The organism is Arthrobacter humicola (assembly GCF_022803015.1).
GTDB lineage: Bacteria > Actinomycetota > Actinomycetes > Actinomycetales > Micrococcaceae > Arthrobacter > Arthrobacter humicola_A.
This window is the reverse complement of sequence record NZ_JAFKON010000002.1, coordinates 225,259-247,189: the sequence shown is the minus strand read 5'-3', so window position 1 is coordinate 247,189 and position 21,931 is coordinate 225,259. Positions and strand designations below refer to the sequence as shown.

Sequence of the window (21,931 nt, the reverse complement as noted above, 5' to 3'; positions counted from 1 at the left end):
ATCATGAGCAATACACCCCGCACTCCGTCGCACAGGGAGGAACGCCCGGCGAACACGCAGCGCGTCCTCAGCGGGCGCTATGAGCTGGGTGAGCTGATCGGCCGTGGCGGCATGGCGGATGTTTTCCGCGGCCTCGATACCCGGCTGGGACGTACCGTGGCCGTCAAGCTGCTGCGCCCGGACCTGGCCCGGGATCCGCAGTTCCAGGCCCGCTTCAAGCGCGAGGCCCAGGCTGTCGCGGCACTCAACCACCCCTCGATCGTGGCTGTCTTCGACACCGGGGACCACGCGGTCCCCGGTGACCACGACGACAGCGTCCGGGTGCCCTACATCGTGATGGAGTTCGTTTCCGGCAAGACCATCCGCGACATGGTGCGGGCCAAGGACGTCACCATCGACCAGGCGATCGACTTCACCCTGGGCGTGCTGTCCGCGCTCGATTACAGCCACAAGGCCGGGATCGTGCACCGCGACATCAAGCCCGCCAACGTGATGTTTTGCCCCGATTCAAACAGCGTCAAGGTCATGGACTTCGGAATCGCCCGCGCCATTGCGGATTCGTCCGCCACCATGACGCAGACGCAGGCCGTCGTCGGCACGGCGCAGTACCTGTCCCCGGAACAGGCCCGGGGCGAAGCCGTCGACGCGCGCAGCGACCTGTACTCCGCCGGATGCCTTCTCTACGAGATGCTGACCGGCCGGCCGCCGTTCATCGGCGACAGCCCCGTCTCCGTGGCCTACCAGCACGTTCGTGAGATCCCCGAGCCCGCCAGCAGCCTCAATCCCGACGTCTCCGCCGCGCTGGACAGCGTGTTGATGAAGGCCCTGCAGAAGAACCGCGCCGACCGTTTCCAGGACGCCGCCGCCTTCCGCCGCGCCCTGCGGGCCGCGCGCAGCGGCGTTCCGGTCACGGCGCCTTCCGCCAGCGAGGCCCCCACCGACCCCACCAACGAGGTTCCCCGGCACGACCCCCTGGCGGCCACGGCAGCTTTCTCCCTGACCGGTGCCAAGTTCCTCGACGATTCCCCCGGGGGCCGGCTGCGGCCCGCCGAAGAAGCACCCGACGACGAGGAAGTGCTGCAGCCGGCGGGCACCGAACTCTATGGCATTGCGGACACCGGCAGCCTGCCGCTGGCGCTGCCGGTCGAACGCGAGCACACCCCGCGCCAGAAGACGCGCCGCCGCACCTGGATCGCAACGCTCGTAGTCCTCACACTGCTGGTGCTGGCCGGCGGCGGCCTCTGGCTGTACAACCTCATGAATCAGGCCCCGCCACAGGCAACCAAGGTACTGGTTCCCACTGTCACGTCCCTGACGGAATCAGAGGCCCTGCAAAGGCTGTACAACGCAGGTTTCAAGCCACAGCTCCAACGGCTGCAGCACGAGAGCATTCCCAAAGGCACCGCGATTGGCACCGTGCCGACGTCGGGGAGTTCCATGGCCGCCAACTCGGACATCATCCTCAACATCTCCGAGGGCCCCAGCGCGATTACCATCCCGACGGACCTGCCCGGCCGGACCGAGGCGGCAGCCCGCGATCTTCTCCACCAAACGGGGCTGACTGGCGCCCTCACCACCAAGATGTCCAACAACCCCACGGTTCCGGTCGGCATTGTCATCACCACCAACCCGGCCCCGGGCCAGGTTGTGGCCGTGGCGGACGCGGTCGAAATCGTCGTCTCCACCGGCAAGGTGGCTGTGCCGCAGCTGATCGGGCTGCCGCTGGCGGAGGCGGAGGCGAAACTGAAGGAACAGGGCCTGGTGCTCAAGGCCACCGAAGTGGAGAACACCCAGGTGGCTCCGGGCAAGGTGACAGGCCAGGCCGATGCCGCGGATTCGCTCGTCGAACAGGGCAAGACCATCACCGTGACCGTGGCGAAGGCACCGGCTCCGCCGCCGCCCCCGCCGTCGCCCACGCCCACGCCCACGCCGACGCCGACCAAGAGCGCGTCCAAAGAGGACGCGGCCCTGGGCGGCCTGTTCCCCTAACCCAGTCGGGAAAAACCCAGGGTGCCGGCTGCCGCCGCGCCGGCGCATTCAACGCCTGGCGGGTCAGTGCTTGATGAGCGGGCTCAGGTCTGCTGCCCGTTCGGCAGCGCCCGCCATGCCCAGTGACTCCAGCCAGTTGCCTAGCATCTGGTAGCCGCCTTCGGTCAGGACGGATTCCGGGTGGAACTGGACGCCGCACAGCGGGGCGGTACGGTGCTGCAGGCCCATCACCACACCGGTGCCCGTCTCCGCGGTGATCTCCAATACCTCCGGGATGCTCTCGCGGACAGCGGCCAGCGAATGGTAGCGGGTGGCCGTGAGGGGCGAGGGGAGCCCCGCAAAGACGCTGGTTCCATGGTGTTCGACGAGGGAAGTCTTGCCGTGCATCAGTTCGGGAGCGTGCGTCACGGTTCCGCCGTAGGCCTCCGCCAGCGCCTGGTGCCCCAGGCAGACACCCAGCATGGGCTTGTCGTGGCTGCCGCACCACTTGATCAGCTCAATGCAGACGCCGGCCCCGGCTGGATTCCCCGGACCGGGAGAGATGAGGACCCCGTCCCTCGCCTCGGCCATTTCGATCGCCTCGGCAAGCGTGACGTCGTCGTTGCGGACTACGGTGGTCTCCGCACCGAGCTCCTGGAGATAGCCGACCAGGGTGTAGACAAAGCTGTCGTAGTTGTCTACGACCAGGATCTTGGTTGTGCTCATGGGTGCCTTGCTGAACCAATCGTTGAATCTGTTAACTGGGTGAATTGCGCCAGCCAGGGAAAAAGGAACTGAACCATCAATACCAGTGCTCCGGCCGCCAGCACCAGCGCGGTCGCAATCCTGAGCCACAAGGGCCCGGGAAGGCGGCGGAAAAGCCAGCCATACATTCGTCAGCTTTCCCCGGCCGCGCGGGCCGCCCGGGAAATTTCAGCCGGCGGTCCAGCCGAAAGAGACTGCCACCGCTCCAGCAGGGCGTAGGCCACAAAGCGTTCCTCGGAGCCAAACCGCGGGTTGCAGCTCGTCATGGTCAGGTAGCTCTGCGTCGGCGCGGCGCCCGGCAGCATCGGCACCGGCAACAGCACATCGGTCCGCGAGGGAAGGACTGTCTGGCTGTTCCGGAACACGTAGACATAGTAGCCCTCACGGGTCTGGACGTAGATCCGGTCCCCGGGCACCAGGGCGTCGATATGGTCCACGACGGCGCCGTGGGACTGCCGGTGCCCTGCCACGGCGAAGTTTCCCGCAGCCCCCGGCATGGCCGTGCCCTGATAGTGCCCGATGCCCAGAGTGTCCAACACCGCCGGAGTGGTTCCCTGAACCATTGGACGCGTGTATCCGGCGCCGAAACGGGGAACGTACAGGATGCCGATGGCCGAGGGCGCGACGGCGGGTTCCGGGGCAACAGCCGACGACGGCAGAGGCGGCGCTGCGGGAGCGGCGGTTCCAATCCCGCGGGCAAAGTCGTGCACCGCCTCGCGCTGCCGGGCGTCGGAGGCCACATTCGTCCACCACAACTGCCAGGCCACAAAGAGCAGGACAATGACGCCCGCGGTCAGAAGCAGCTCGCCCGCGACGTGGATGGTGCGCTGGAGCAGCCCGCGGCGGCTGCGGGCCGTCCGGCCGGATCCCTGCTCCAACTCCAGCACTGCGGGTTCTCCTCCAAGACGGTTGCGGGGGTCCACGGCGTGGCCGGAACTACAGCTAGAATTGTGCGACACAAGAATTCAAGCTCGACCAAGAGCACGTTGGCCGGCAGGGGCTCGCTTCCTGCAGGATACCAAGCCACGTTGGCCGCTCTTGTTCCAGCCCGCCAAGGAGGATCAGTGCCCGAGTCGAAGCCGCGTAAAAGGACTGCCCCTGTGGCCCCGCAGACTTCTGCCGCGGAGGCCTACAAACCCAATCCGGTCTGGTTCAAGCCCGTCATGTTTGGCCTGATGATCATTGGCCTGCTGTGGATCATCACGTTCTACATCACCGAGGGCGCCTTCCCGGTTCAGGCTTGGGGCTCGTTGAACATCGTCGCCGGCTTCGGAATCGCGATCATCGGCTTCCTGATGACCACACGCTGGCGTTCCTGACACCAGGCCGGCGCGGCGCACATCCCTGACGGGCCGGTACACACAGTGTGCCGGCCCGCCGCCGTTAATCCACAGCATTAATCCCGGCCCAGCGAAGGAATCCAGATGACCCCGGCAGTAAACGGCTCGACCATTGGCGACGATGGACTGGCGCGGCCTGTGTGGGCCTCCGTGGATCCCATGCTGCGCGAGTATTACGACTCCGAGTGGGGCATGCCCGTCCGGGACGAACAGGGCCTCTACGAACGCATCAGCCTCGAGGGATTCCAGGCGGGGCTTTCATGGGCGACGATCCTGCGTAAGCGGCCCGCTTTCCGCGCGGCGTTCAAGGACTTCGACCCGGAACTGGTGGCCCGCTTCACGGACGCCGATGTGGAGCGGCTCATGCTCGATGCCGGGATCGTCCGGAACCGGCTGAAGATCCAGGCAACCATCACCAATGCCCGCGCTACTCTGGCGTTGAGGGACGACGGCGGCCTGGTTGACTTCGTATGGGCGTTCCAGCCGGCCGTCACACCCCGGCCGGACTCCCTCGATGAGGTCCCTACTACCTCGGCCGAGTCCGTCGCGCTTTCCAAGGCGCTGCGCAAGAAGGGCTTCGCCTTCGTGGGGCCCACCACGATGTTCGCGCTCATGGAGGCCATCGGAATGGTGGACACCCATCTGCTGGACAGCCACCGGCGCGGGTCATCGGGCGTCTGGTCGCAGTGACCCGACGGTGACCCGGCGAGGTCCCGCCTCCTTATCCACAGCTGTGCACAAGTCTGGGGAAACTTATCCACACTGTTTATAAGTTTCCGGGTCTTCATGCGGTTCAGCCGGGTTCAGCGGCCACAGCGGGGCGCAATGCCACTGATGAGATCCCCGGCCTACCCTGAATTACACAGCTGTAAGTTATTAACACTGTGGATTTCCTGTGGACAAGTTCCCTGACCCCGCAACAGGCCGCGGATGGCACCGCGGTTCCGCCGCACGGCCGGCTCACGGCAGCCTCGGGGCCGCCTTGGGGCCAGCCGGCCGCCCGACGTTGTTGTCCGTCCCGACAACAGCTGCAACGAGCAAGTTATCCACTTAACAACAGGCCACTACCCACAAGTTATCCACAGCTGGGGATAACAGCCGGTCGATAGGAGCCGCAACCCCCTCTGCCGGGCCATGAGCCGGGTTGAATCCCGCGGATGCTCAGACCATCAAGTTATTAACACTGTGAATAACCCTGTTGAAACACGCACCGCGGCCGTCCCACGGCCCGTCGTGACCTGCCGCCGACGCGGGCGGGGCCAGTGGGGGGCGACGGCGCTGGGAGTGCGGCGTGGTGACGCGGCGCCGCCTGGAGGTCCTGAGGTACCGGTCCCCGGCGTGCCCGCGGCACCGTTCTGTGGAGTACTCTCTGGAGTGCCCGCGGCGCAGGGCCTGCATAGGGCCGGGACAGGGCTGGTGCCGCCCGGCGCCAGGCAACAGGGCCTGCGCGGGCAAAGTTGTCCACTTACTCACAGGGCAACCCACAGAAGTTATCCACAGGTGTGGAGATCAGGTCGGCAGCATCGCCTGCAAGCTGGATAATCGCCAGCCCGGGCGGCCAGAGCCGGGTCGTCACAGTGAACTACACGCTTGTAAGTTATTAACAATGTGGATAACCGCTGTGGAAAACTCTCGGATCCGCACCTGTGAATTCAGGTGCGGGGGCTCGGCCCGGGGGTACAGGGGGAAAGGTCCATAAAATGGAGGGAACAGCCAAGGAACCCCAGCGAGAGAAACACTGGTAAAGAGTGAAGGGGGCCGGGCGCTAAATGCGTTCAATTACGGCCGAATGCGGCCGAATTGCGGGCGATTGCGGCCGGGGCTTCGGCAGGAGCGGGCTAAGCGCTGGCGCCGGTCATCCGCACGACGGACACGGCGGTCACCAAGGCCAGGACCACGGCGAGGCCGATGGCCTGCAGCAGGGTCTGCCGCGGGCCGCGGGGGGTGTAGGCAATGACAGCGGCGCTCAGGGCGCCGGTGACGAGGCCGCCGAGATGGGCCTGCCAGGCGATCTGCGGGACCATGAAGCCGATGACGCCGTTGATTGCAATAAGGACCAGGAGCTGGCGGACTTCGCCGCCGCGCTGGCGCTGGACCACCAGCAGGGCGCCGAACAGGCCAAAGATGGCGCCGGAGGCGCCGACGAGGCCCACTGGGCCGTTCACCGGATACACCGGGGTCAGCAGGAGGAAGCCGACGGAGCCGCCGACGGCCGAGAGCAGGTAGATGGCCAGGAAGCGGGCGTGGCCCAGCAGCGGCTCAAGGATCTGGCCGAATATCCACAGCGTGTACATGTTCAGGACGATGTGGAGCAGGAATCCCTGCGAGTGCAGGAACGCCGAAGTGAGCATCCGCCACGGTTCAACGCCGGTCAGGGCGGGAGCGTAGGCCAGTTGCTGGTAAATCCCGTCGTTGGGGACAATCCACTGCAGCGCATAGACAAGGGCACACAGCGCGATGATCACGTAAGTGACCACGGGTTTGCCGGCGGTCACGGCGCCGCCGTAGACGGTCCTGACGGCCGGCGTCGTGCGCTTGGTTTCGTTGACACAGTCAACGCATTGGAATCCGACGGCGGCCGCCCGCTGGCAGTCGGGGCACGCAGGGCGCCCGCACCGCTGGCAACGCACATAGGCGGGCCGGTCCGGGTGTCTGGGGCATACCGGGACCTCTGCGGACGGCTCTGCCGCCGGAATTCCGTAGCTCATGGTGGTGGGTTAGAGCTTTTCGATGTCAATGCTGTTGATGGTGACATCCTCGACGGGGCGGTCGCCCATGCCGGTGCGGACGCCTTCGATCGCGTCGACGACCTTCTTGGATTCGTCATCGGCGACCTCACCGAAGATGCTGTGCTTGCCCTGCAGCCAGCCGGTGGGGATGGTGGTGATGAAGAACTGCGAACCGTTGGTGCCGCGGCCCATCTGGACGCCGGCGTTGGCCATGGCCAGCTTGTACGGCTCGTTGAAAGTCAGTTCCGGGTGGATCTCATCGTCGAATTTGTAGCCCGGTCCACCGGTGCCGCGGCCCAGGGGATCGCCGGCCTGGATCATGAAGTCCTTGATGATGCGGTGGAAGATGGTGCCGTTGTAGAGCGGCGTGCCGGTCTTGTCCTCGCCCGTTTCCGGGTGGGTCCAGGCCTTCTCACCGGTGGCCAGCCCGACGAAGTTGTCGACGGTCTTCGGCGCGTGGTTGCCAAAGAGGTTGACGACGATGTCGCCGAGGCTCGTGTGGATAGTGGCTTTTGCGGTTGCGTTGGCAGTCATAGGGCCCATTCTTCCATGACGGCTCCGCCCGCATAGGGCCGCACAGTCAGTTCCGCGCTGGGTGAAATCCACTGGAAATCGGCCTGAAGAATAGCCGGTGCGTTCATAGACACGTAGGCTAACTGCAGAACCGTCACATTAATCGGGAGGTAGTTGTGAAGAAAACGGATCGTATTGCCCGTGACCTGGAGCAGTCAGTAAGCACCGGAGTAGACAGCGCCAAGGATTGGGCGGCCCCGCGGGTTGAGGCTGCCGTGAACTGGGCTGTTCCCCGCCTGCAGCACGGACTGGACACCGCCTCTCCCAAGATCCAGGAGGGCCTCAAGTCGGCGGCCCACAATCTGGCCGGCGGCGTTGCCACTGTCACTCCCCGCCTTCAGGATGGCCTGGCCCAGCTGGCGCCGAGGATCCACGATGCCGCGGACAGCGCGACCCCGCGCCTGCACGAAGCTGTGGACAAGGCAGCCCCGGTCATCGCCAATGCACGCGACCGGGTTGTTGTCGAGTACCTGCCCAGGCTTTCCGACCAGATCGGGCAGGCTTCCGTGGTCGTCCACCGCACGTTGGAAAACGCCCCGGCCCACGTGGACGCCGTCGCACAGAAGCTTGTTGATTCCGGTGTTGTCACCGGCGTTCAGACGCAGGCCCAGGCCGTCAAGGGACACGCCAAGAAGGCAGACAAGAACGCCAGCAAGAACATCAAAGCGGCCGCCACCGAGGTCACCAAGACGGCTAATGCCAAGCTCGCCAAGCAGCAGAAGCCCAAGCACCGCGGCCTGCTGATCTTCGGCATCATCGCTGCCGCCGTTGCAGCCGGTGTCGCCGCCTGGCGGGCGTCCAGGCCGGTGGAGGACCCTTGGAAGGTACCGACGCCGGTAAAGCCCGCCCCCACGGCCGCCCCGGCCGGCGAATCGCTGAAGGACGCCGCCGACAAGGCCGGTTCCGCGACTGTAGCGGCAGCGGACTCCGCGGCTGAGGCATCCAAGGAGGCTTCCGATTCCGCAACCACCGCGGCGGACAAAGCCACGGAAACGGCCAAGGACGCCGCCGGCAACGCCGCTGACGCCGCCGACAAGGTTGCCACCGACGCCAAAACGGCCGTACGCAACATCGCGGCCAGCCTGAACAACGGCACAGACAAGCCCGGCAAGTAGAACCTGGCCGGCACAGGCCGGCTGAGTCGAGACCCTGCGCCGGGCAGTCCGGCTGCCGGCAGGTGTCCTGCACTCTCCCAAGGAGGGATTCCGCCACAGTGCGGGATCCCTCCTTTTGTTTGACGCGGGCTCCGCAGGCACGTCACGGTCCGGCTTCAAACGCCAGGCTTGATGCTAAATTTGTGGTGATGTCACCCCATAGATCACCCCAGGATGCCTTGCTCCTTGCTCCACCGCCGGCTGTGTCTATCGTCATCCCGGCGTACAACGAGGAAAGCGTCATCCGGCAGTGTCTGATCGCCGCGGTCTACCAGTCGGTGCCCGCCCACGAAATCATTGTGGTGGACAACCTGTCCACGGACCGCACGGCGGAAATCGTGCGGCAGATGCAACTGGAGTATCCGGAGAGCCCGATCATCCTGCTCAGCCAGGACCGCGACCAGGGGCTCATTCCCACACGCAACTTCGGTCTGGACCACGCCACGGGCGATATCCTCGGCCGGATCGACGCCGATTCCGTGCTGGAACCGGACTGGGTGGAGCAGGTGCAGAAAGCCTTCGCCGACGAGTCTGTGCACGCTGCGACGGGTCCGGTGGTCTATTACGACATGCCCATGCGCCGGTTCGGGCTCAAGGCCGACGACAAGATGCGCCAACTGATGCTCAGGCTTGCCAAGCACCAGTATCATTTCCTCTTCGGGTCCAACATGGCACTGCGCCGCTCGGCCTGGGAGACCATCCGCACAGAAGCCTGCCGCGACGAGCGGGACGAGATGCACGAGGACATTGATCTGTCGCTGCACCTGGCCGACCACGAGCTCCGGATCCAGTACTGGCCGCAGATGATCTCGGGCATGTCGGCCCGGCGGCTGGAGGACTCGCCGCGGGATTACCGCTACTACGTGACGCGCTTTGACCGCACCTACAAGGCCCACAACGTCAAGAAGATGGCACTGAAGGCGCCCATGGTGGTCTTCTTCTCGGTCTACTTCCCGGCGAAATTGCTCCGTGCCATCCACACGGTCAACGTTGCCCAGCCGGCCCGCCGCGGCGGCCAATAGCGGCCAATGGCGGCGGCCACGCGGCCGCCGGGAGATGCGGCCGCCGGGAGCGGCCTAGTCGGTGCCGAGCTCCGCCAGCCGCTCTTCACCGGCTCCCTCGCCCGTTCTCCGGGCGGAGCGTGAGCCTCGCTGCCCCAGGACCACGACGGCGAGCCCCACCAGGATCATCGCCAGCCCCACGTAGGTCCCGGCCGGCAGCGTCTCGTCCAGGAAGGCTGCGGCCAGGAGCGCCGCTCCGGGGATTTCCAGCAGGATGATCATGGACACCAGCAGCGGGCTCATGGTCGCCAGCAGATAGTTGAACGCGGTGTGCCCCACCAGCTGTGCGCACACGGTAATGGCGAGGATCCCCAGCCAGCCGGTGGCTTCGAACCCTGCCAGCGGCTGTCCGGCCAACAGCGCCATCCCCGCCACAATCGCGGCGCACATGCCGTAGCACAGGGTCGTATAGACGCCGGTGCCCATGCTCTGCCGCGCCTTGCCTCCGGCGAGCGTGTAGATGCCCGCCAGGGCGCCGCCGGCGACGGCCAGGAGATCGCCCACAAGCGCCTCGGGCGAGGAGCCCATATCAAAACCGGTGATTGTCACCACACCGCCGAAGGCGAGCCCCAGCCCTACCAGGACCGGCCAGCGGAGCCGGACTCCCCGGAAGAGCTGGAAGATCGCGATCCAGCCTGACTGAAGGCACACCAGCGCAGTCGCCGCCGCGACCGACGTCAGCTGCAGGGAGGTAATGAAACACGCGAAGTGCAGGGCCAGGGCGACGGCAGCGGCGAGCGACCAGCGGAACTCGGCTCCGGTCACCTTTCCGAACTGACGGGGGTTGCGGACCACAACCGGACCGGCCATCACGACTGCTCCAATGGCGTTGCGCCAGAAAGCGATGGCGAGGGCACTGACCGACGTGGCGCCCAGCGTGGCGGCAATAAGGGGCCCCGACGAGGCCACACCCAGCACACCTACGGCCGCAAGTAAGAAGTTCACGCTCCAACACTAATGGGACGGACAGCAGGGGCCCTTACGGCCGCTGCTCCTTGACGGGTGCATACCGCGGTGCCAACCTTAAGGCGCGGTCTCACGTTCCGGTCTCGCCATCATCGAAGAAGGAGACCATCATGGCGTCAATGATCCGCAAGAGCCTGGACAATCCCGAAGAGACGCGCCCCGTTGCCGAGGGCATGGGTCAGGTGGAGCTCGTCAACCTCGAGGCCGGCCCGGTTGGACGGGCCACCTTCCTTCCGGGCTGGAAGTGGTCAGACCACGTCAAGCCGATCGCCAAAACTGACAGCTGCATGGCCAGCCATACCGGCTACACGATTTCCGGCCGCATCAAAGTCGTCATGGACGACGGCGAAGAACTCGAATTCGGGCCCGGCGACTTCGGTGTGATTCCGCCGGGCCACGACGCCTGGGTGCTCGGCGACGAGCCCTACGTGTATATCGACTGGCAAGGGATGGCGGACTACGCCAAGCCGAAGGAGTGAGTGGGGAAGGCATGAAAAAAGCCCCGGACAGCGTTTCCGCTGTCCGGGGCTTTTCCTATGGTGGAGGCACGGGGACTCGAACCCCGAACCCCCTGCTTGCAAAGCAGGTGCGCTACCAATTGCGCCATGCCCCCATAAGAAGCAACCCGACAATCATACCCTAGGTCCGGAGAGCTGATTTCCAGCTTCCATCCCCGGGTTCCGGGCTAGTCAACCGTATCGGTTGAATTGCTCCAGATCACTTTCCGGGCTTCGGATTCCTGCACTTTCCTGTAGAGGAGGACGCCTGCGACCGTGGCTGCGATAACCAGCAACTTCTTCACATGCACCCCGTTCCGGTTCTGTCATGGACGAACCTTCACTAACCTCTGCCAGAACCAGTACAGGTTCCGTGGGCGTACCAGGACTTGAACCTGGGACCTCTTCGTTATCAGCGAAGCGCTCTAACCGCCTGAGCTATACGCCCCGATGCCTCATCGGGCCGAGATATGACTGTACAGCACATCCCGGCCCGATCTCAAATCGAGGCCTTTTGCCGCGGGAATCCGCGGAAAAGTAAGGGCATTAGTCGTCCGTGAGGGTCACGCCGATGCCGCCGACGAGCGTCGCGGCAATGTTGTAGAGCACCGCCGAAAGCATCGACAGCGCCGTCAGCAGCACCACATTGATTACGGCGATGATGGTGGCAAATGAGGCCACCTGACCCAAGGATGCCACCTTCTTCAACTCGAAGCCGCCGCCTTCGGAGCCGGCGAGGGTCCCGAGCAGGCTGTCCACCTGGTCAAAGATCCCGGTCAGGTCCAGGACGGTCCAGAGCACGATCGCCGCCACGACGGTGACGATTCCCAGCGCCACGGAGAGCAGGAAGGCCATTTTCAGCACGGACCAGGGGTCAACCTTGCTGACCAGCAGCCTGGCACGGCGCACCTTGGCCTTGGGAGCGGGCTTGATCAGCCCGGCAGTGCCTTGCCCGCCGGACTGGGCGGGGCGCTGACCCGGGACGGCGGGGCGCTGTCCGGGGACCGTGGGGCGCTGGCCGGGTGCGGCGGGCCGCTGGCCCGTTCCCGTGGCTGCGCCGGACACCCCGGGGCGCTGCTGCGGACGCGAGGGGGCGCCTACGCGTGGTGCGGCGGCGGGCTGCCGCACTCCGCTCGGCACGCCGCTGCTCGGCTTGGGATATGAGTCGGAATTACTCACTCGTTACCTCCGGTATTGTCTTCGTCCAGCTCGGCATTGCCTGATGACTCATCTGACTCCGGGGCCGGTACTGATTCTGCCGCTGCGGACTCCTCATGCAGTCCGCCATCTTCAGCCAACGTTACGTCATCGGGCGTGGATGCCCGATTTTCGGCCAGGTCTCCGGCATTTTCACCGGTGTCTTCACCGGCATCTTGACCTTCGGCCGGTTCCTCGACTTCGAGCCCGCGTTCGCTGTTGCGCGCGACGGCGATGATGCGGTCGTTCTTGTCCGGCTTGGCAAAGATCACGCCCATGGTGTCGCGGCCCTTGGCCGGCACGCCGCTGACCGACGAGCGGACCACCTTGCCGCCTTCCATGACCACCAGGACTTCGTCTTCCTCGTTGACAATGAGGGCTCCGACGAGGTGGCCACGTTCTTCCTGGTACTTGCCCACCTTGATGCCAAGGCCGCCGCGGCCCTGGAGGCGGTATTCCTCCACTGCGGTCCGCTTGGCGAAGCCGCCTTCGGTGACAATGAAGACAAACGAACCGTCCTGCACGACGTCGGCCGCCAGCAGTTCGTCGTCCTCGCGGAACTTCATGCCGGTCACGCCCGAGGTGGCACGGCCCATCGGGCGCAGCGCATCGTCCGTCGCGGTGAAGCGGACGGACTGGCCCTTGCGGGAGACCAGCATGAGGTCATCGGTCTCGGACACCAGCTGGGCCGAGACAAGCTCATCGCCGTCGCGCAGGTTGATGGCGATGACGCCGGCGGACCGGTTGGTGTCGTAGTCCTCCAGACGGGTCTTTTTGACGAGGCCGCGTTTGGTGGCGAGCACCAGGTAAGGGGCGTGCTGGTAGTCGCGCAGGTCCAGCACCTGGGCGATGTGCTCGTCCGGCTGGAACGCCATCAGGTTTGCCACGTGCTGGCCCTTGGCGTCGCGGCCGGCTTCCACGAGCTCGTACGCCTTGGCGCGGTAGACCCGGCCCAGGTTGGTGAAGAAGAGCAGCCAGTGGTGGGTGGTGGTGACGAAGAAGTGTTCGACGACGTCGTCGCCGCGCAGCTGCGCGCCCTTGATGCCCTTGCCGCCGCGCTGCTGCGAGCGGTAGTTGTCGCTGCGGGTGCGCTTGACGTAGCCGCCGCGGGTAATGGTGACGACCATTTCCTCCTCGGGGATCAGATCCTCGATGGACATGTCGCCGTCGTAGCCCAGCAGGACCTTGGTGCGGCGGTCATCGCCGTGCTTGGCCACGATCTCTGAGAGTTCGGTGCTGATGATCTCGCGCTGGCGCTCCTCCGAGGCCAGGATCGAGTTGTATTCGACGATCAGGGCCTCAAGTTCGGCGTGCTTGTCCTGGATCTTCTGGCGTTCCAGTGCAGCGAGCCGGCGCAGCTGCATGTCCAGGATGGCCCGGGCCTGCACGTCGTCGATGTCCAGCAGCTCCATCAGCCCGTCGCGGGCCGCTTCGGTGGTGGTGGACGCACGGATCAGGGCAATGACCTCATCGAGCGCATCCAGCGCCTTGAGAAGGGCCCGCAGGATGTGCGCTTCCTCCTCCGCCTTCCGCAGCCGGTACCGGGTGCGGCGGGCAATGACGTCCATCTGGTGCGTGACCCAGTGCCGGATGAAGGCATCGAGACTGAGCGTGCGCGGCACCCCGTCGACGATCGCGAGCATGTTGGCGGCGAAGTTGTCCTGCAGCTGGGTGTGCTTGTAGAGGTTGTTCAGCACCACCTTGGCCACGGCGTCGCGCTTGAGCACGATCACCAGTCGCTGGCCGGTGCGGCCCGAGGTCTCGTCGCGGAGGTCGGCGATGCCGGAGATCTTGCCGTCCTTGACGAGTTCGGCGATCTTGATGGCCAGGTTGTCCGGGTTGGCCTGGTAAGGCAGCTCGGTGACCACCAGGCACGTGCGGCCCTGGAGTTCCTCGACGTTGACCACGGCGCGCATCGTGATGGAGCCACGGCCCGTGCGGTAGGCGTCCTCGATGCCCTTGTGGCCCAGAATCGTGGCGCCGGTCGGGAAGTCCGGTCCCTTGACGCGCTGGATCAGCTCTTCGAGCAGCTCTTCGCGGCTGGCGGTCGGGTTGGCCAAGTACCACTGCACACCGTCAGCGACCTCGCGGAGGTTGTGAGGCGGGATGTTGGTGGCCATGCCGACGGCGATGCCGGAGGACCCGTTCACCAGGAGGTTCGGGAACCGCGCCGGCAGGATGGTCGGTTCCTGGTTCTTGCCGTCGTAGTTGTCCTGGAAGTCGACGGTTTCCTCGTCGATGTCCCGGACCATTTCCATGGCCAGCGGCGCCATCTTGGTTTCGGTATACCGCGGAGCCGCGGCGCCGTCGTTGCCGGGCGAGCCGAAGTTGCCCTGGCCCAGCGCCAGCGGGTAGCGCATGGTCCAGTCCTGGATCAGGCGGACCAGGGCGTCGTAGATAGCGGTGTCGCCGTGCGGGTGGTACTGGCCCATGACTTCGCCCACCACGCGGGCACACTTGTTGAAGGAGCGTTCCGGGCGGTAGCCGCCGTCGAACATCGCGTAGAGCACGCGGCGGTGGACGGGCTTGAGGCCGTCGCGGACATCCGGCAGGGCACGGCCCACGATCACGGCCATGGCGTAATCGAGGTAGGAGCGTTGCATTTCGGTCTGCAGGTCCACCTGCTCGACGCGGTCGGTCAGTACGTCGCCATCGAGGATGGCGCCTTCAAGGACGGGCTCGGAGCCGGCCGGCACCTCTGGTGTTTCGTCACTCATTATCTATATTTTCCGTTTCAGGTATATATCAGTCCGGGCATATTCGGGGCTTGGCTGCCCTCTAGATGTCCAGGAACCGAACGTCCTTGGCGTTCTGCTGAATGAAGTTTCGGCGCGATTCAACGTCCTCGCCCATCAGGACCGAGAAGATCTGGTCCGCCGCCAGGGCATCGTCCATCGTCACCTGCAGCAGCGTCCGGTGGTCCGGGTCCATAGTGGTGTCCCACAGTTCCGTGTAGTCCATTTCACCAAGGCCCTTGTAGCGTTGGATGCCGTTGTCCTTGGGGATGCGGCGGCCGGCGGCCTGGCCCGAGACCAGCTTCGCGTCGCGTTCCCGGTCGCTGTAGACGTAGTCGTGCGGGGCATTGGACCACTTGATCCGGTACAGCGGCGGCTGTGCGAGGTAGACGTAGCCGTTTTCGATCAGCGGGCGCATGTAGCGGAACAGCAGCGTCATCAGCAGCGTCGTGATGTGCTGGCCGTCGACGTCGGCATCGGCCATGAGCACGATCTTGTGGTAGCGCAGCTTCGCGATGTCGAAGTCCTCGCCAATGCCGGTGCCGAAGGCGGTGATCATGGACTGGACCTCGGCATTGCCGAGCGCCTTGTCCAGCCGGGCACGCTCGACGTTCAGGATCTTGCCGCGCAGCGGCAGGATGGCCTGGGTCTCCGGGTTGCGGCCGCGCTTGGCGGAACCGCCGGCCGAGTCACCCTCCACGATGTAGACCTCGCACCTCTCCGGGTTCTTCGAGGAGCAGTCGGACAGCTTGCCGGGCATGCCGAAGGATTCCAGCGGGCTCTTGCGGCGGGCGTTGTCCCGGGCCTTTCGGGCGGCCATGCGCGCCTGGGCTGCGGAGATCGCCTTGCGGATGACGTCCCGGGCGGGACCGGGGTTGCGCTCGAGCCAGTCGCCCAGGCCGTCGGTGACAACGCGCTGGACAAAGCCCTTGACCTCGGAGTTGCCGAGCTTGGTCTTGGTCTGGCCCTCGAACTGCGGCTCCGAGAGCTTCACGGAAATGACTGCCGTCAGGCCCTCGCGGATGTCGTCCCCGGTGAGGTTGTCTTCCTTTTCCTTGATGATGTTCTTCTCCCGCGCATAGCGGTTGATGAGTGAAGTCATCGCGGCGCGGAAACCCTCTTCGTGGGTGCCGCCCTCGTGCGTGTTGATCGTGTTGGCGTAGGTGTGGACACTTTCGGAGTACGCGTTGGTCCACTGCATCGCCATTTCCAGGGCAATGTGCCGTTCCGTGTCCTCGGTTTCGAAGGCGATGACGTCCTCGTGGACCACATCAACCTTCTTGCCGGAGTTCAGGTGCTTGACGTAGTCCAGCAGGCCGTCGTCGTACTGGTAGACCACTGTGTGGAATTCCGCGGCGATCTCACCTTCGGTGGGGACGGTGTCCAGGTCCAGGTCGTCGTCCTCGGACGATTCCCCCGGAGCGCGGCGCTCGTCCGTCAACGTGATGCGCAGGCCCTTGTTGAGGAATGCCATCTGCTGGAAGCGGGCCCGCAGTGTTTCGAAGTCGAAGTCGGTGCTCTCGAAGATGCTGGCATCGGGGTAGAACGTCTGGGTGGTGCCGGTCTCGGTGGTTTCCTCGCCCTGGATCAGGCCGCCTTGCGGCTTGCCGCCGTCGGCGAAAGACATCCGCCAGACGTGTCCCTGGCGGCGGACCTCTGTGTCGACCCGGCTGGAGAGTGCGTTGACCACCGAAATGCCGACGCCGTGCAGGCCGCCGGAGACGGCATATCCGCCGCCGCCGAACTTGCCGCCGGCGTGCAGGATCGTCATGACGACTTCCACGGTGGGCTTGTGCTCGGTGGGGTGCATGTCCACGGGGATGCCGCGGCCGTTGTCGACCACCTTGACCCCGCCGTCGGCCTGCAGCACGATTTCGATGTGCGTGCAGTAGCCGGCCAGGGCCTCGTCCACCGAGTTGTCCACCACTTCATAGACGAGGTGGTGCAACCCGCGGGGGCCGGTGGAGCCGATGTACATGCCGGGACGTTTCCGGACAGCTTCCAGGCCTTCAAGTACGGTGATGTCGCTGGCGCCGTATTCGCGCGATGTCGCGGTCCCCGACGGCGCCGCTGCCGCAGCCTCTTGTTCCACCGCTTCCGCTACGTCTTCCACTGCCGGGATCTCTGCATTGTCGTTAGCCACAGGCGCTTTCGACTCCTCTATGTTCGTTGAAGGCCGGCGGTTGCCCCTTCCGTGGAAAAGGCTCCTGCCAACAGGCACGTCACTGACGACGCCGGGTGTTTCCGTTGACTTGGGGATCCCGTCCGCCGCACGCTGAAATTGCGTCGGAAACGGACTCAGTCAACGCTTCACCGGCGCCCAGTTATCTACACCGATTCTATCGTGTTATAGGGGCCAAACCTGCATTCCAGGGCGCCAAACGGGCGGGAAAGTGCCGCTGGGAGGGCGCTGGCTCCCCCTGCAAGGCATTCGGGGTCCAGCCCTAGGGTTCCTATACGACTCCGGGAGGTTCAAGCGCCCTACACGCCGCTTGCGGATTTTTCAAGGGCTTTTGCAAGAAGTGCTTCAGATCCGGTGCCCGCCAGGGGCCGGGGCTATCCGTACGTGTCGCGGGGACCCCGGCCGTTGACCGTCCGGAGGCCCTTGCGCCAGCTCGGGGCGGCGGGTCCGAGCACCTGGATGCTGGTGACGACGCCATCGCCAAGCTCGGTCCGGAATTTTTCCAGCAGGCTGCTGCTGAGCAGCCGCAGCTGGGTTGCCCAAGCCGTGGAATCGGTCCGCACATGCAAGGTGGTGTCGGTAAAACTCTCGGGAGTGCAGTGCGCCGAGATCTCCGGGCCCACCAGCACGGCCCACTGCGCCATGACGGAGCCGACGGCCACCGGCGAGCTCCAGCCGCGTTCGGCCACGAGGCGTCCCACGACTTTTCCGAGGCCCAGCGGATCCCTGCCGGTGCCGTGGAATTGGGAGAACCCGCGGGTTCCCCGGGCCGCGCGGGCGGGTTTTTGGCTGGCGGCACCGGAGCGCGGGACCGCCCGCCGGATTTCGCCCCGGGCCGCGGCGGCGTCGCGCATCCGGTTCAAGGCGGCCTGCGCGGCATCGATATCGTCGGGGTCACGGCCGGGCTGCAGGCCGCCGTCGGTATCCTTATTCATCGATTTTCCTGCTCATCGATTCCTCCCGGGATGACCTTCACCCGCCGTCCGGTCAGCTCCGCCGGGATATCGTCCTCGACGGCGGCAGTGACCAGCACTTGCTCGGCGCCGGATACTATTGCCGCCAGTTTACGCCGCCGCTGGACGTCGAGTTCGGCAAAGACATCGTCCAGAATCAGGATCGGGGGCGAGCCACCCGTGCGGGCATCGTCGAGCATGACGTAGTAGGAGGCCAGGCGCAGGGACAGGCACATGGACCAGGTTTCCCCGTGGGAGGCGTAGCCCTTGGCCGGCGCCGACCCAAGCACGAGCTCAAGTTCGTCGCGGTGTGGCCCGACCAGCGAGATTCCCCGTTCCAGTTCCTTGCGCCGGGCTGCGGCGAAGGCCTGGATGTAGCGGTCGGTGAGCTGCTCGACGGAGAGCAGGCGCAGGTCTTCCGCCGGCGCGGCCTCATCGGCAGCAGTTCCGTCCGCAGGTCTGGAATCCGCTGGTCTTGAGGTGCCGCCGTCGTCGTCCAGGCTGTCCTGCAGCGTGGAACGGTACACCGCAGTGGCCAACTTGGAGCCATCGGTCAGCTGCGCGTAGGCGTTTTTCAGGTGCGGTTGCAGCCGGTCCACCAGCTCCAGGCGCGCGTGCAGCAGCTCAGCCCCGGCCCGGGCCATGTGCTGGTCCCAGACATCGAGCGTTGCCTCGTGGCCCGTGCTGAATTTTCCGGCGCGGGCCGACTTGAGCAGCGCGTTGCGCTGCTTCAGGACCCGGTCATAGTCGCTCCTGGTCGCGGCGTGCCGCGGCATGAGGCTGACCAGGAGCTCATCCAGGAACCGGCGGCGGCTGGACGGATCGCCCTTGACCAGCGCCAGGTCCTCCGGCGCGAAGAGCACCGTCTGGCAGATCCCGAGCAGGTCCCGGGCACGGACCGGGTTGCTCCGGTTGATCCGTCCGCGGTTGGCCCGGCCCGCGTTGATTTCCAGCTCCAGCACGGTGGACTGCTCTCCACGGACCAGCTTGGCCCGGATCATGGCCCGCTCGGCACCAAACCGCAACAGCGGCGCGTCCGTGCTGACCCGGTGCGAGGTGAGCGTGGCCAGATACCCGATCGCTTCCATCAGATTGGTCTTGCCGATCCCGTTGGAACCCACCAGGACGGTGACTCCGGGCTCAAGGCTGAGATCGACCTGGGCGTAGCTGCGGAAATCGGTGAGCGAGAGTTTTTCTAGGTACACGCGGGATTCAGGACTTCACAGGCAGGATCAAGTGGCCGGGGCAGGATTATTTGGCCGGCCGGGTCGCGTGGCCGCCGAACTGGTGGCGCAGCGCCGAGACCATCTTCATGGCCGGCGAATTGTCCTCGCGGGAAGAGAACCTGGCGAACAAAGCAGCCGTGATCGCCGGGGCCGGCACCGCGTTGGCAATGGCCTCCTCGACGGTCCAGCGGCCTTCGCCCGAATCCTCGACGTAGTCGGAGATCGATTCCAGTCCGGGATCCTCGTCAAGGGCCTTGACCATGAGGTCCAGAAGCCAGGAGCGGACAACCGTCCCCTTCTGCCAGGCCCGGAATGTCCCGGGAAGATCGGCGACGATCTCCTTGGCGGCCAGGAGCTCGTACCCCTCGGCGTAAGCCTGCATCAGGCCATATTCGATCCCGTTGTGGACCATTTTGGCGTAGTGGCCGGCGCCGACGCCGCCGACGTGCACAAAGCTGTCGGCCCGCTCACCTGCGGGACGGAGCGCGTCGAAGACGGGGAGTGCCCGTTCGATGTCCGCGGCATCGCCGCCCGCCATCAGGCCGTAACCGTTCTGGAGGCCCCAGACCCCGCCGGACACGCCGCAGTCCGCAAAGCGGATTCCCTTTTCGGCCAGCGCGGCACCGTGCTTCTGGTCTTCGGTGAACCGGGAGTTGCCGCCGTCGATCACGAGGTCACCGGCGTCGAGCTTGGTGCCCAGTTCGGTGATCACGGCCTCGGTAATCTCGCCCGAGGGGACCATGACCCAGATCAGGCGCGGCGCCGGGACGGCGGCGATGAGTTCGTCCAGGGTGGTGACGTCGGCAACGTCGGGGTTGCGGTCAAACCCGGTGACCTCGATCCCGCCGTTGCGCAGCCGTTCACGCATGTTGAAGCCCATTTTTCCAAGGCCGATTAGTCCGATGTGCACGGGGATGAACTCTTTTCTGCGCTGGGGTGCTTCGTTGGGGACGGCCGTGATGGCCCGCAGGTGCCGTGCTCCGGAGGTCCGGGGCACGGCAGTGACGGGCTAGTTGGGCAGCCGGACGGGCATGACGAGGTAGCGGTAGTCGCCCTGGTCCTCGCCCTCGGCGTCCTGCTGGGCCGTGATCATGGCCGGCTTGGGGGCGGTGGTGAAGGAGAAGCGCACGAACTTGGTTTCGATGACGCTCAGGCCCTCGATCAGGTAGTGCGGGTTGAAGGCCACGGTGATGTCTTCACCGGACAGCTGGGCTTCGAGCTCCTCGGAGGCCTGGGCGTCCTCGCCGGTGCCGGCGTCCAGGTGCAGCTGGCCCTGGGTGAAAGCGAGCCGGACAGGCGTGTTGCGTTCGGCCACGAGCGAGACGCGGCGCACGGCTTCGACCAGTTCCTGGGTCTGTACGGTGGCGTGGATGGGGGTCGAATCCGGGAAGAGCGAACGGATCTTCGGGTAGTCGCCGTCGACCAGGAGTGAGGTGGTGGTCCGGCCGCCGCTCTCGAAGCCGATCAGCCGGCTGTCGTCGTCGGCGAGGGCGATGTTGATGTCGCCGCTGCTGCCCAGGGTCTTTGCCACTTCGTTGAGAGTCTTGGCCTTGACCAGAGCGCTCGTGGAGATGCCCGGCGTCGCAGGCTTCCACGGGACTTCACGCATCGCCAGGCGGTACCGGTCGGTGGCCAGGAGGGTGATGAGGTCGTCCTCGATTTCCATCCGCACGCCGGTCAGGATCGGCAGGGTGTCGTCCTTGCTGGCCGCGATGATCACCTGGGAGACGGCCTGGGCGAACGAATCGCCGGGCACGGTGCCACTGATCGTCGGCAGGGCCGGCAGCGGCGGGTATTCGGCCTCGGGCATCGTGGCCAGGTGGAAGCTGCTTCGGCGGCAGGTGAGCGTCACTTTGTTGCCGTCGGTTTCGACCTCGACGGGGGCGGACGGCAGGCTGCGGCAGATGTCCGCGAGCAGGCGTCCCGATACCAGGATGGTGCCCTCGGCGCTGATGTCAGCGGGGATTTCGAGCCTTGCGGAGGTCTCGTAGTCGAAACTCGACAGGCTGACGGTACCGGCTTCAGCCTTCAGGAGCAGGCCCGAAAGTACGGGAACGGGCGGCCGCGGAGACAACGACCGGGCGGTCCATGTCACGGCTTCTGCCAGGACGTCCCGTTCGACTCTGAACTTCACGGAAGGGTGCCGCCTTTCATTGCTGCTGTTAGTGCTGAAAATCGCTGAAACTGCTCAAGCTGCGGCGGACCTCGGCAGGGACGCCGAATTCCGTCAACAAGGGAATCGTCCGCCCACCCGGGCCCCATGGCCCCGTAGGAACCACAAAAGATGTCCGGGACGGACGCACTGCAGACAGCTTAGCCCCAAGGTGAGCGTTTCTCCCATCCCCGGGTTACATCGGTGTTGTTCGCGGGGCCGGTCTCCGGCGCCGGTCCGGAACGGGCCTGGGCGCTGCTCGGAGGTCGGAAGGAGATTGTTGTTTGAGGGAATTTCATTTTCTTGGGATTAGTAGTGTTAATAACTGCTGTGGAAACTGTGGATAACTCGATCCTGCCGTGCGAATCCGCGGTTAAGCCCTGTTCATGGACTGTGGGCGGAGCAGGTTTTAAACAGGGTGTGGATGGGGACA

19 protein-coding genes and 2 tRNA genes are annotated in these 21,931 nt (G+C 65.5%); 6 read left to right on the top strand and 15 right to left on the bottom strand.

Annotated elements, in window-relative coordinates; all coding sequences use genetic code 11:
- The first annotated feature begins 3 nt into the window (after positions 1-3).
- Positions 4-1,989 carry a Stk1 family PASTA domain-containing Ser/Thr kinase gene (pknB, locus tag ARTB_RS06080; RefSeq protein WP_243178165.1) on the top strand — a complete coding sequence of 662 codons (1,986 nt, stop codon included), beginning with the start codon at positions 4-6 and terminating at the stop codon, positions 1,987-1,989.
- Between the two features lie 63 nt (positions 1,990-2,052).
- Here pknB and ARTB_RS06075 read toward each other — a convergent pair whose 3' ends face one another.
- Positions 2,053-2,694, bottom strand: a complete 642-nt coding sequence (locus tag ARTB_RS06075; protein WP_028278232.1) for an anthranilate synthase component II — start codon at positions 2,692-2,694, stop codon at positions 2,053-2,055.
- Positions 2,695-2,864: 170 nt separating this feature from the next.
- A complete protein-coding gene (locus ARTB_RS06070) occupies positions 2,865-3,620 on the bottom strand; it encodes a class E sortase (RefSeq protein ID WP_243178164.1) in 756 nt (251 codons plus the stop codon).
- A gap of 177 nt (positions 3,621-3,797) precedes the next feature.
- Here ARTB_RS06070 and ARTB_RS06065 point away from each other — a divergent pair, with 177 nt between their 5' ends.
- Together ARTB_RS06065 and ARTB_RS06060 are read left to right on the top strand one after the other, a co-directional pair.
- The gene (locus tag ARTB_RS06065) at positions 3,798-4,052 is read left to right on the top strand and encodes a cell division protein CrgA (RefSeq protein WP_243178163.1); all 255 of its coding nucleotides are present in this window, start codon (positions 3,798-3,800) and stop codon (positions 4,050-4,052) included.
- A 105-nt stretch (positions 4,053-4,157) separates the two neighbouring features.
- Positions 4,158-4,763, top strand: coding sequence for a DNA-3-methyladenine glycosylase I (locus ARTB_RS06060; protein ID WP_243178162.1), 606 nt, complete (start codon positions 4,158-4,160; stop codon positions 4,761-4,763).
- A 1,148-nt stretch (positions 4,764-5,911) separates the two neighbouring features.
- Here ARTB_RS06060 and ARTB_RS06055 read toward each other — a convergent pair.
- Entirely contained in the window at positions 5,912-6,781 is an 870-nt protein-coding gene (locus tag ARTB_RS06055; RefSeq protein WP_243178161.1) for a rhomboid family intramembrane serine protease, read from the bottom strand.
- 9 nt (positions 6,782-6,790) lie between these two features.
- Complete coding sequence (locus ARTB_RS06050; RefSeq protein ID WP_026538031.1) at positions 6,791-7,336, bottom strand: peptidylprolyl isomerase; 546 nt, start codon at positions 7,334-7,336, stop codon at positions 6,791-6,793.
- A 155-nt stretch (positions 7,337-7,491) separates the two neighbouring features.
- Between ARTB_RS06050 and ARTB_RS06045 the strand changes: the two genes are divergently transcribed.
- Both ARTB_RS06045 and ARTB_RS06040 read left to right on the top strand, forming a co-directional pair.
- A complete protein-coding gene (locus tag ARTB_RS06045) occupies positions 7,492-8,490 on the top strand; it encodes a hypothetical protein (protein WP_243178160.1) in 999 nt (332 codons plus the stop codon).
- A 188-nt stretch (positions 8,491-8,678) separates the two neighbouring features.
- Positions 8,679-9,551, top strand: a complete 873-nt coding sequence (locus ARTB_RS06040) for a glycosyltransferase (RefSeq protein ID WP_243178159.1) — start codon at positions 8,679-8,681, stop codon at positions 9,549-9,551.
- A 54-nt stretch (positions 9,552-9,605) separates the two neighbouring features.
- On the opposite strand, the gene ARTB_RS06035 is transcribed toward ARTB_RS06040, so the two are convergent.
- Positions 9,606-10,535: a DMT family transporter gene (locus ARTB_RS06035; RefSeq protein WP_028275347.1), complete on the bottom strand. Its 930-nt coding sequence runs from the start codon at positions 10,533-10,535 to the stop codon at positions 9,606-9,608.
- 131 nt (positions 10,536-10,666) lie between these two features.
- Between ARTB_RS06035 and ARTB_RS06030 the strand changes: the two genes are divergently transcribed.
- Positions 10,667-11,035, top strand: a complete 369-nt coding sequence (locus ARTB_RS06030) for a cupin domain-containing protein (protein ID WP_243178158.1) — start codon at positions 10,667-10,669, stop codon at positions 11,033-11,035.
- Positions 11,036-11,093: 58 nt separating this feature from the next.
- Here the strand turns inward: ARTB_RS06030 and ARTB_RS06025 are convergent.
- The 10 genes from ARTB_RS06025 to dnaN form a co-directional block, all read right to left on the bottom strand.
- Positions 11,094-11,169, bottom strand: a tRNA-Ala gene (locus ARTB_RS06025).
- A 72-nt stretch (positions 11,170-11,241) separates the two neighbouring features.
- Positions 11,242-11,358, bottom strand: a complete 117-nt coding sequence (locus ARTB_RS06020; RefSeq protein ID WP_216699097.1) for a DLW-39 family protein — start codon at positions 11,356-11,358, stop codon at positions 11,242-11,244.
- Positions 11,359-11,427: 69 nt separating this feature from the next.
- A tRNA-Ile gene (locus ARTB_RS06015) sits at positions 11,428-11,501 on the bottom strand.
- 98 nt (positions 11,502-11,599) lie between these two features.
- Positions 11,600-12,232, bottom strand: a complete 633-nt coding sequence (locus ARTB_RS06010) for a DUF3566 domain-containing protein (protein ID WP_243178157.1) — start codon at positions 12,230-12,232, stop codon at positions 11,600-11,602.
- Complete coding sequence (gyrA, locus tag ARTB_RS06005) at positions 12,229-14,967, bottom strand: DNA gyrase subunit A (protein ID WP_243178156.1); 2,739 nt, start codon at positions 14,965-14,967, stop codon at positions 12,229-12,231. The genes ARTB_RS06010 and gyrA overlap by 4 nt, the downstream gene beginning before the upstream one ends.
- A 61-nt stretch (positions 14,968-15,028) precedes the next feature.
- A complete protein-coding gene (gene gyrB, locus ARTB_RS06000) occupies positions 15,029-17,128 on the bottom strand; it encodes a DNA topoisomerase (ATP-hydrolyzing) subunit B (RefSeq protein WP_439954088.1) in 2,100 nt (699 codons plus the stop codon).
- Between the two features lie 413 nt (positions 17,129-17,541).
- On the bottom strand, positions 17,542-18,102 hold the full coding sequence (locus ARTB_RS05995) for a DUF721 domain-containing protein (protein ID WP_243178155.1): 561 nt from the start codon (positions 18,100-18,102) through the stop codon (positions 17,542-17,544).
- On the bottom strand, positions 18,099-19,325 hold the full coding sequence (gene recF, locus ARTB_RS05990; RefSeq protein ID WP_243178154.1) for a DNA replication/repair protein RecF: 1,227 nt from the start codon (positions 19,323-19,325) through the stop codon (positions 18,099-18,101). Before recF ends, ARTB_RS05995 begins: the two co-directional genes overlap by 4 nt.
- A 46-nt stretch (positions 19,326-19,371) precedes the next feature.
- Positions 19,372-20,256, bottom strand: coding sequence for a phosphogluconate dehydrogenase (NAD(+)-dependent, decarboxylating) (gene gnd, locus ARTB_RS05985; RefSeq protein ID WP_243178405.1), 885 nt, complete (start codon positions 20,254-20,256; stop codon positions 19,372-19,374).
- Positions 20,257-20,355: 99 nt separating this feature from the next.
- Positions 20,356-21,480, bottom strand: coding sequence for a DNA polymerase III subunit beta (dnaN, locus tag ARTB_RS05980; RefSeq protein WP_018775670.1), 1,125 nt, complete (start codon positions 21,478-21,480; stop codon positions 20,356-20,358).
- Positions 21,481-21,931 lie beyond the last annotated feature (451 nt).

Coding starts and splice junctions, on each gene's coding strand:
- pknB (WP_243178165.1), top strand. CDS start 4: ATGAGCAATACACCCCGCACTCCGTCGCACAGGGAGGAACGCCCGGCG.
- ARTB_RS06075 (WP_028278232.1), bottom strand. CDS start 2,694: ATGAGCACAACCAAGATCCTGGTCGTAGACAACTACGACAGCTTTGTC.
- ARTB_RS06060 (WP_243178162.1), top strand. CDS start 4,158: ATGACCCCGGCAGTAAACGGCTCGACCATTGGCGACGATGGACTGGCG.
- ARTB_RS06055 (WP_243178161.1), bottom strand. CDS start 6,781: ATGAGCTACGGAATTCCGGCGGCAGAGCCGTCCGCAGAGGTCCCGGTA.
- ARTB_RS06050 (WP_026538031.1), bottom strand. CDS start 7,336: ATGACTGCCAACGCAACCGCAAAAGCCACTATCCACACGAGCCTCGGC.
- ARTB_RS06040 (WP_243178159.1), top strand. CDS start 8,679: ATGTCACCCCATAGATCACCCCAGGATGCCTTGCTCCTTGCTCCACCG.
- ARTB_RS06030 (WP_243178158.1), top strand. CDS start 10,667: ATGGCGTCAATGATCCGCAAGAGCCTGGACAATCCCGAAGAGACGCGC.
- gyrA (WP_243178156.1), bottom strand. CDS start 14,967: ATGAGTGACGAAACACCAGAGGTGCCGGCCGGCTCCGAGCCCGTCCTT.
- ARTB_RS05995 (WP_243178155.1), bottom strand. CDS start 18,102: ATGAATAAGGATACCGACGGCGGCCTGCAGCCCGGCCGTGACCCCGAC.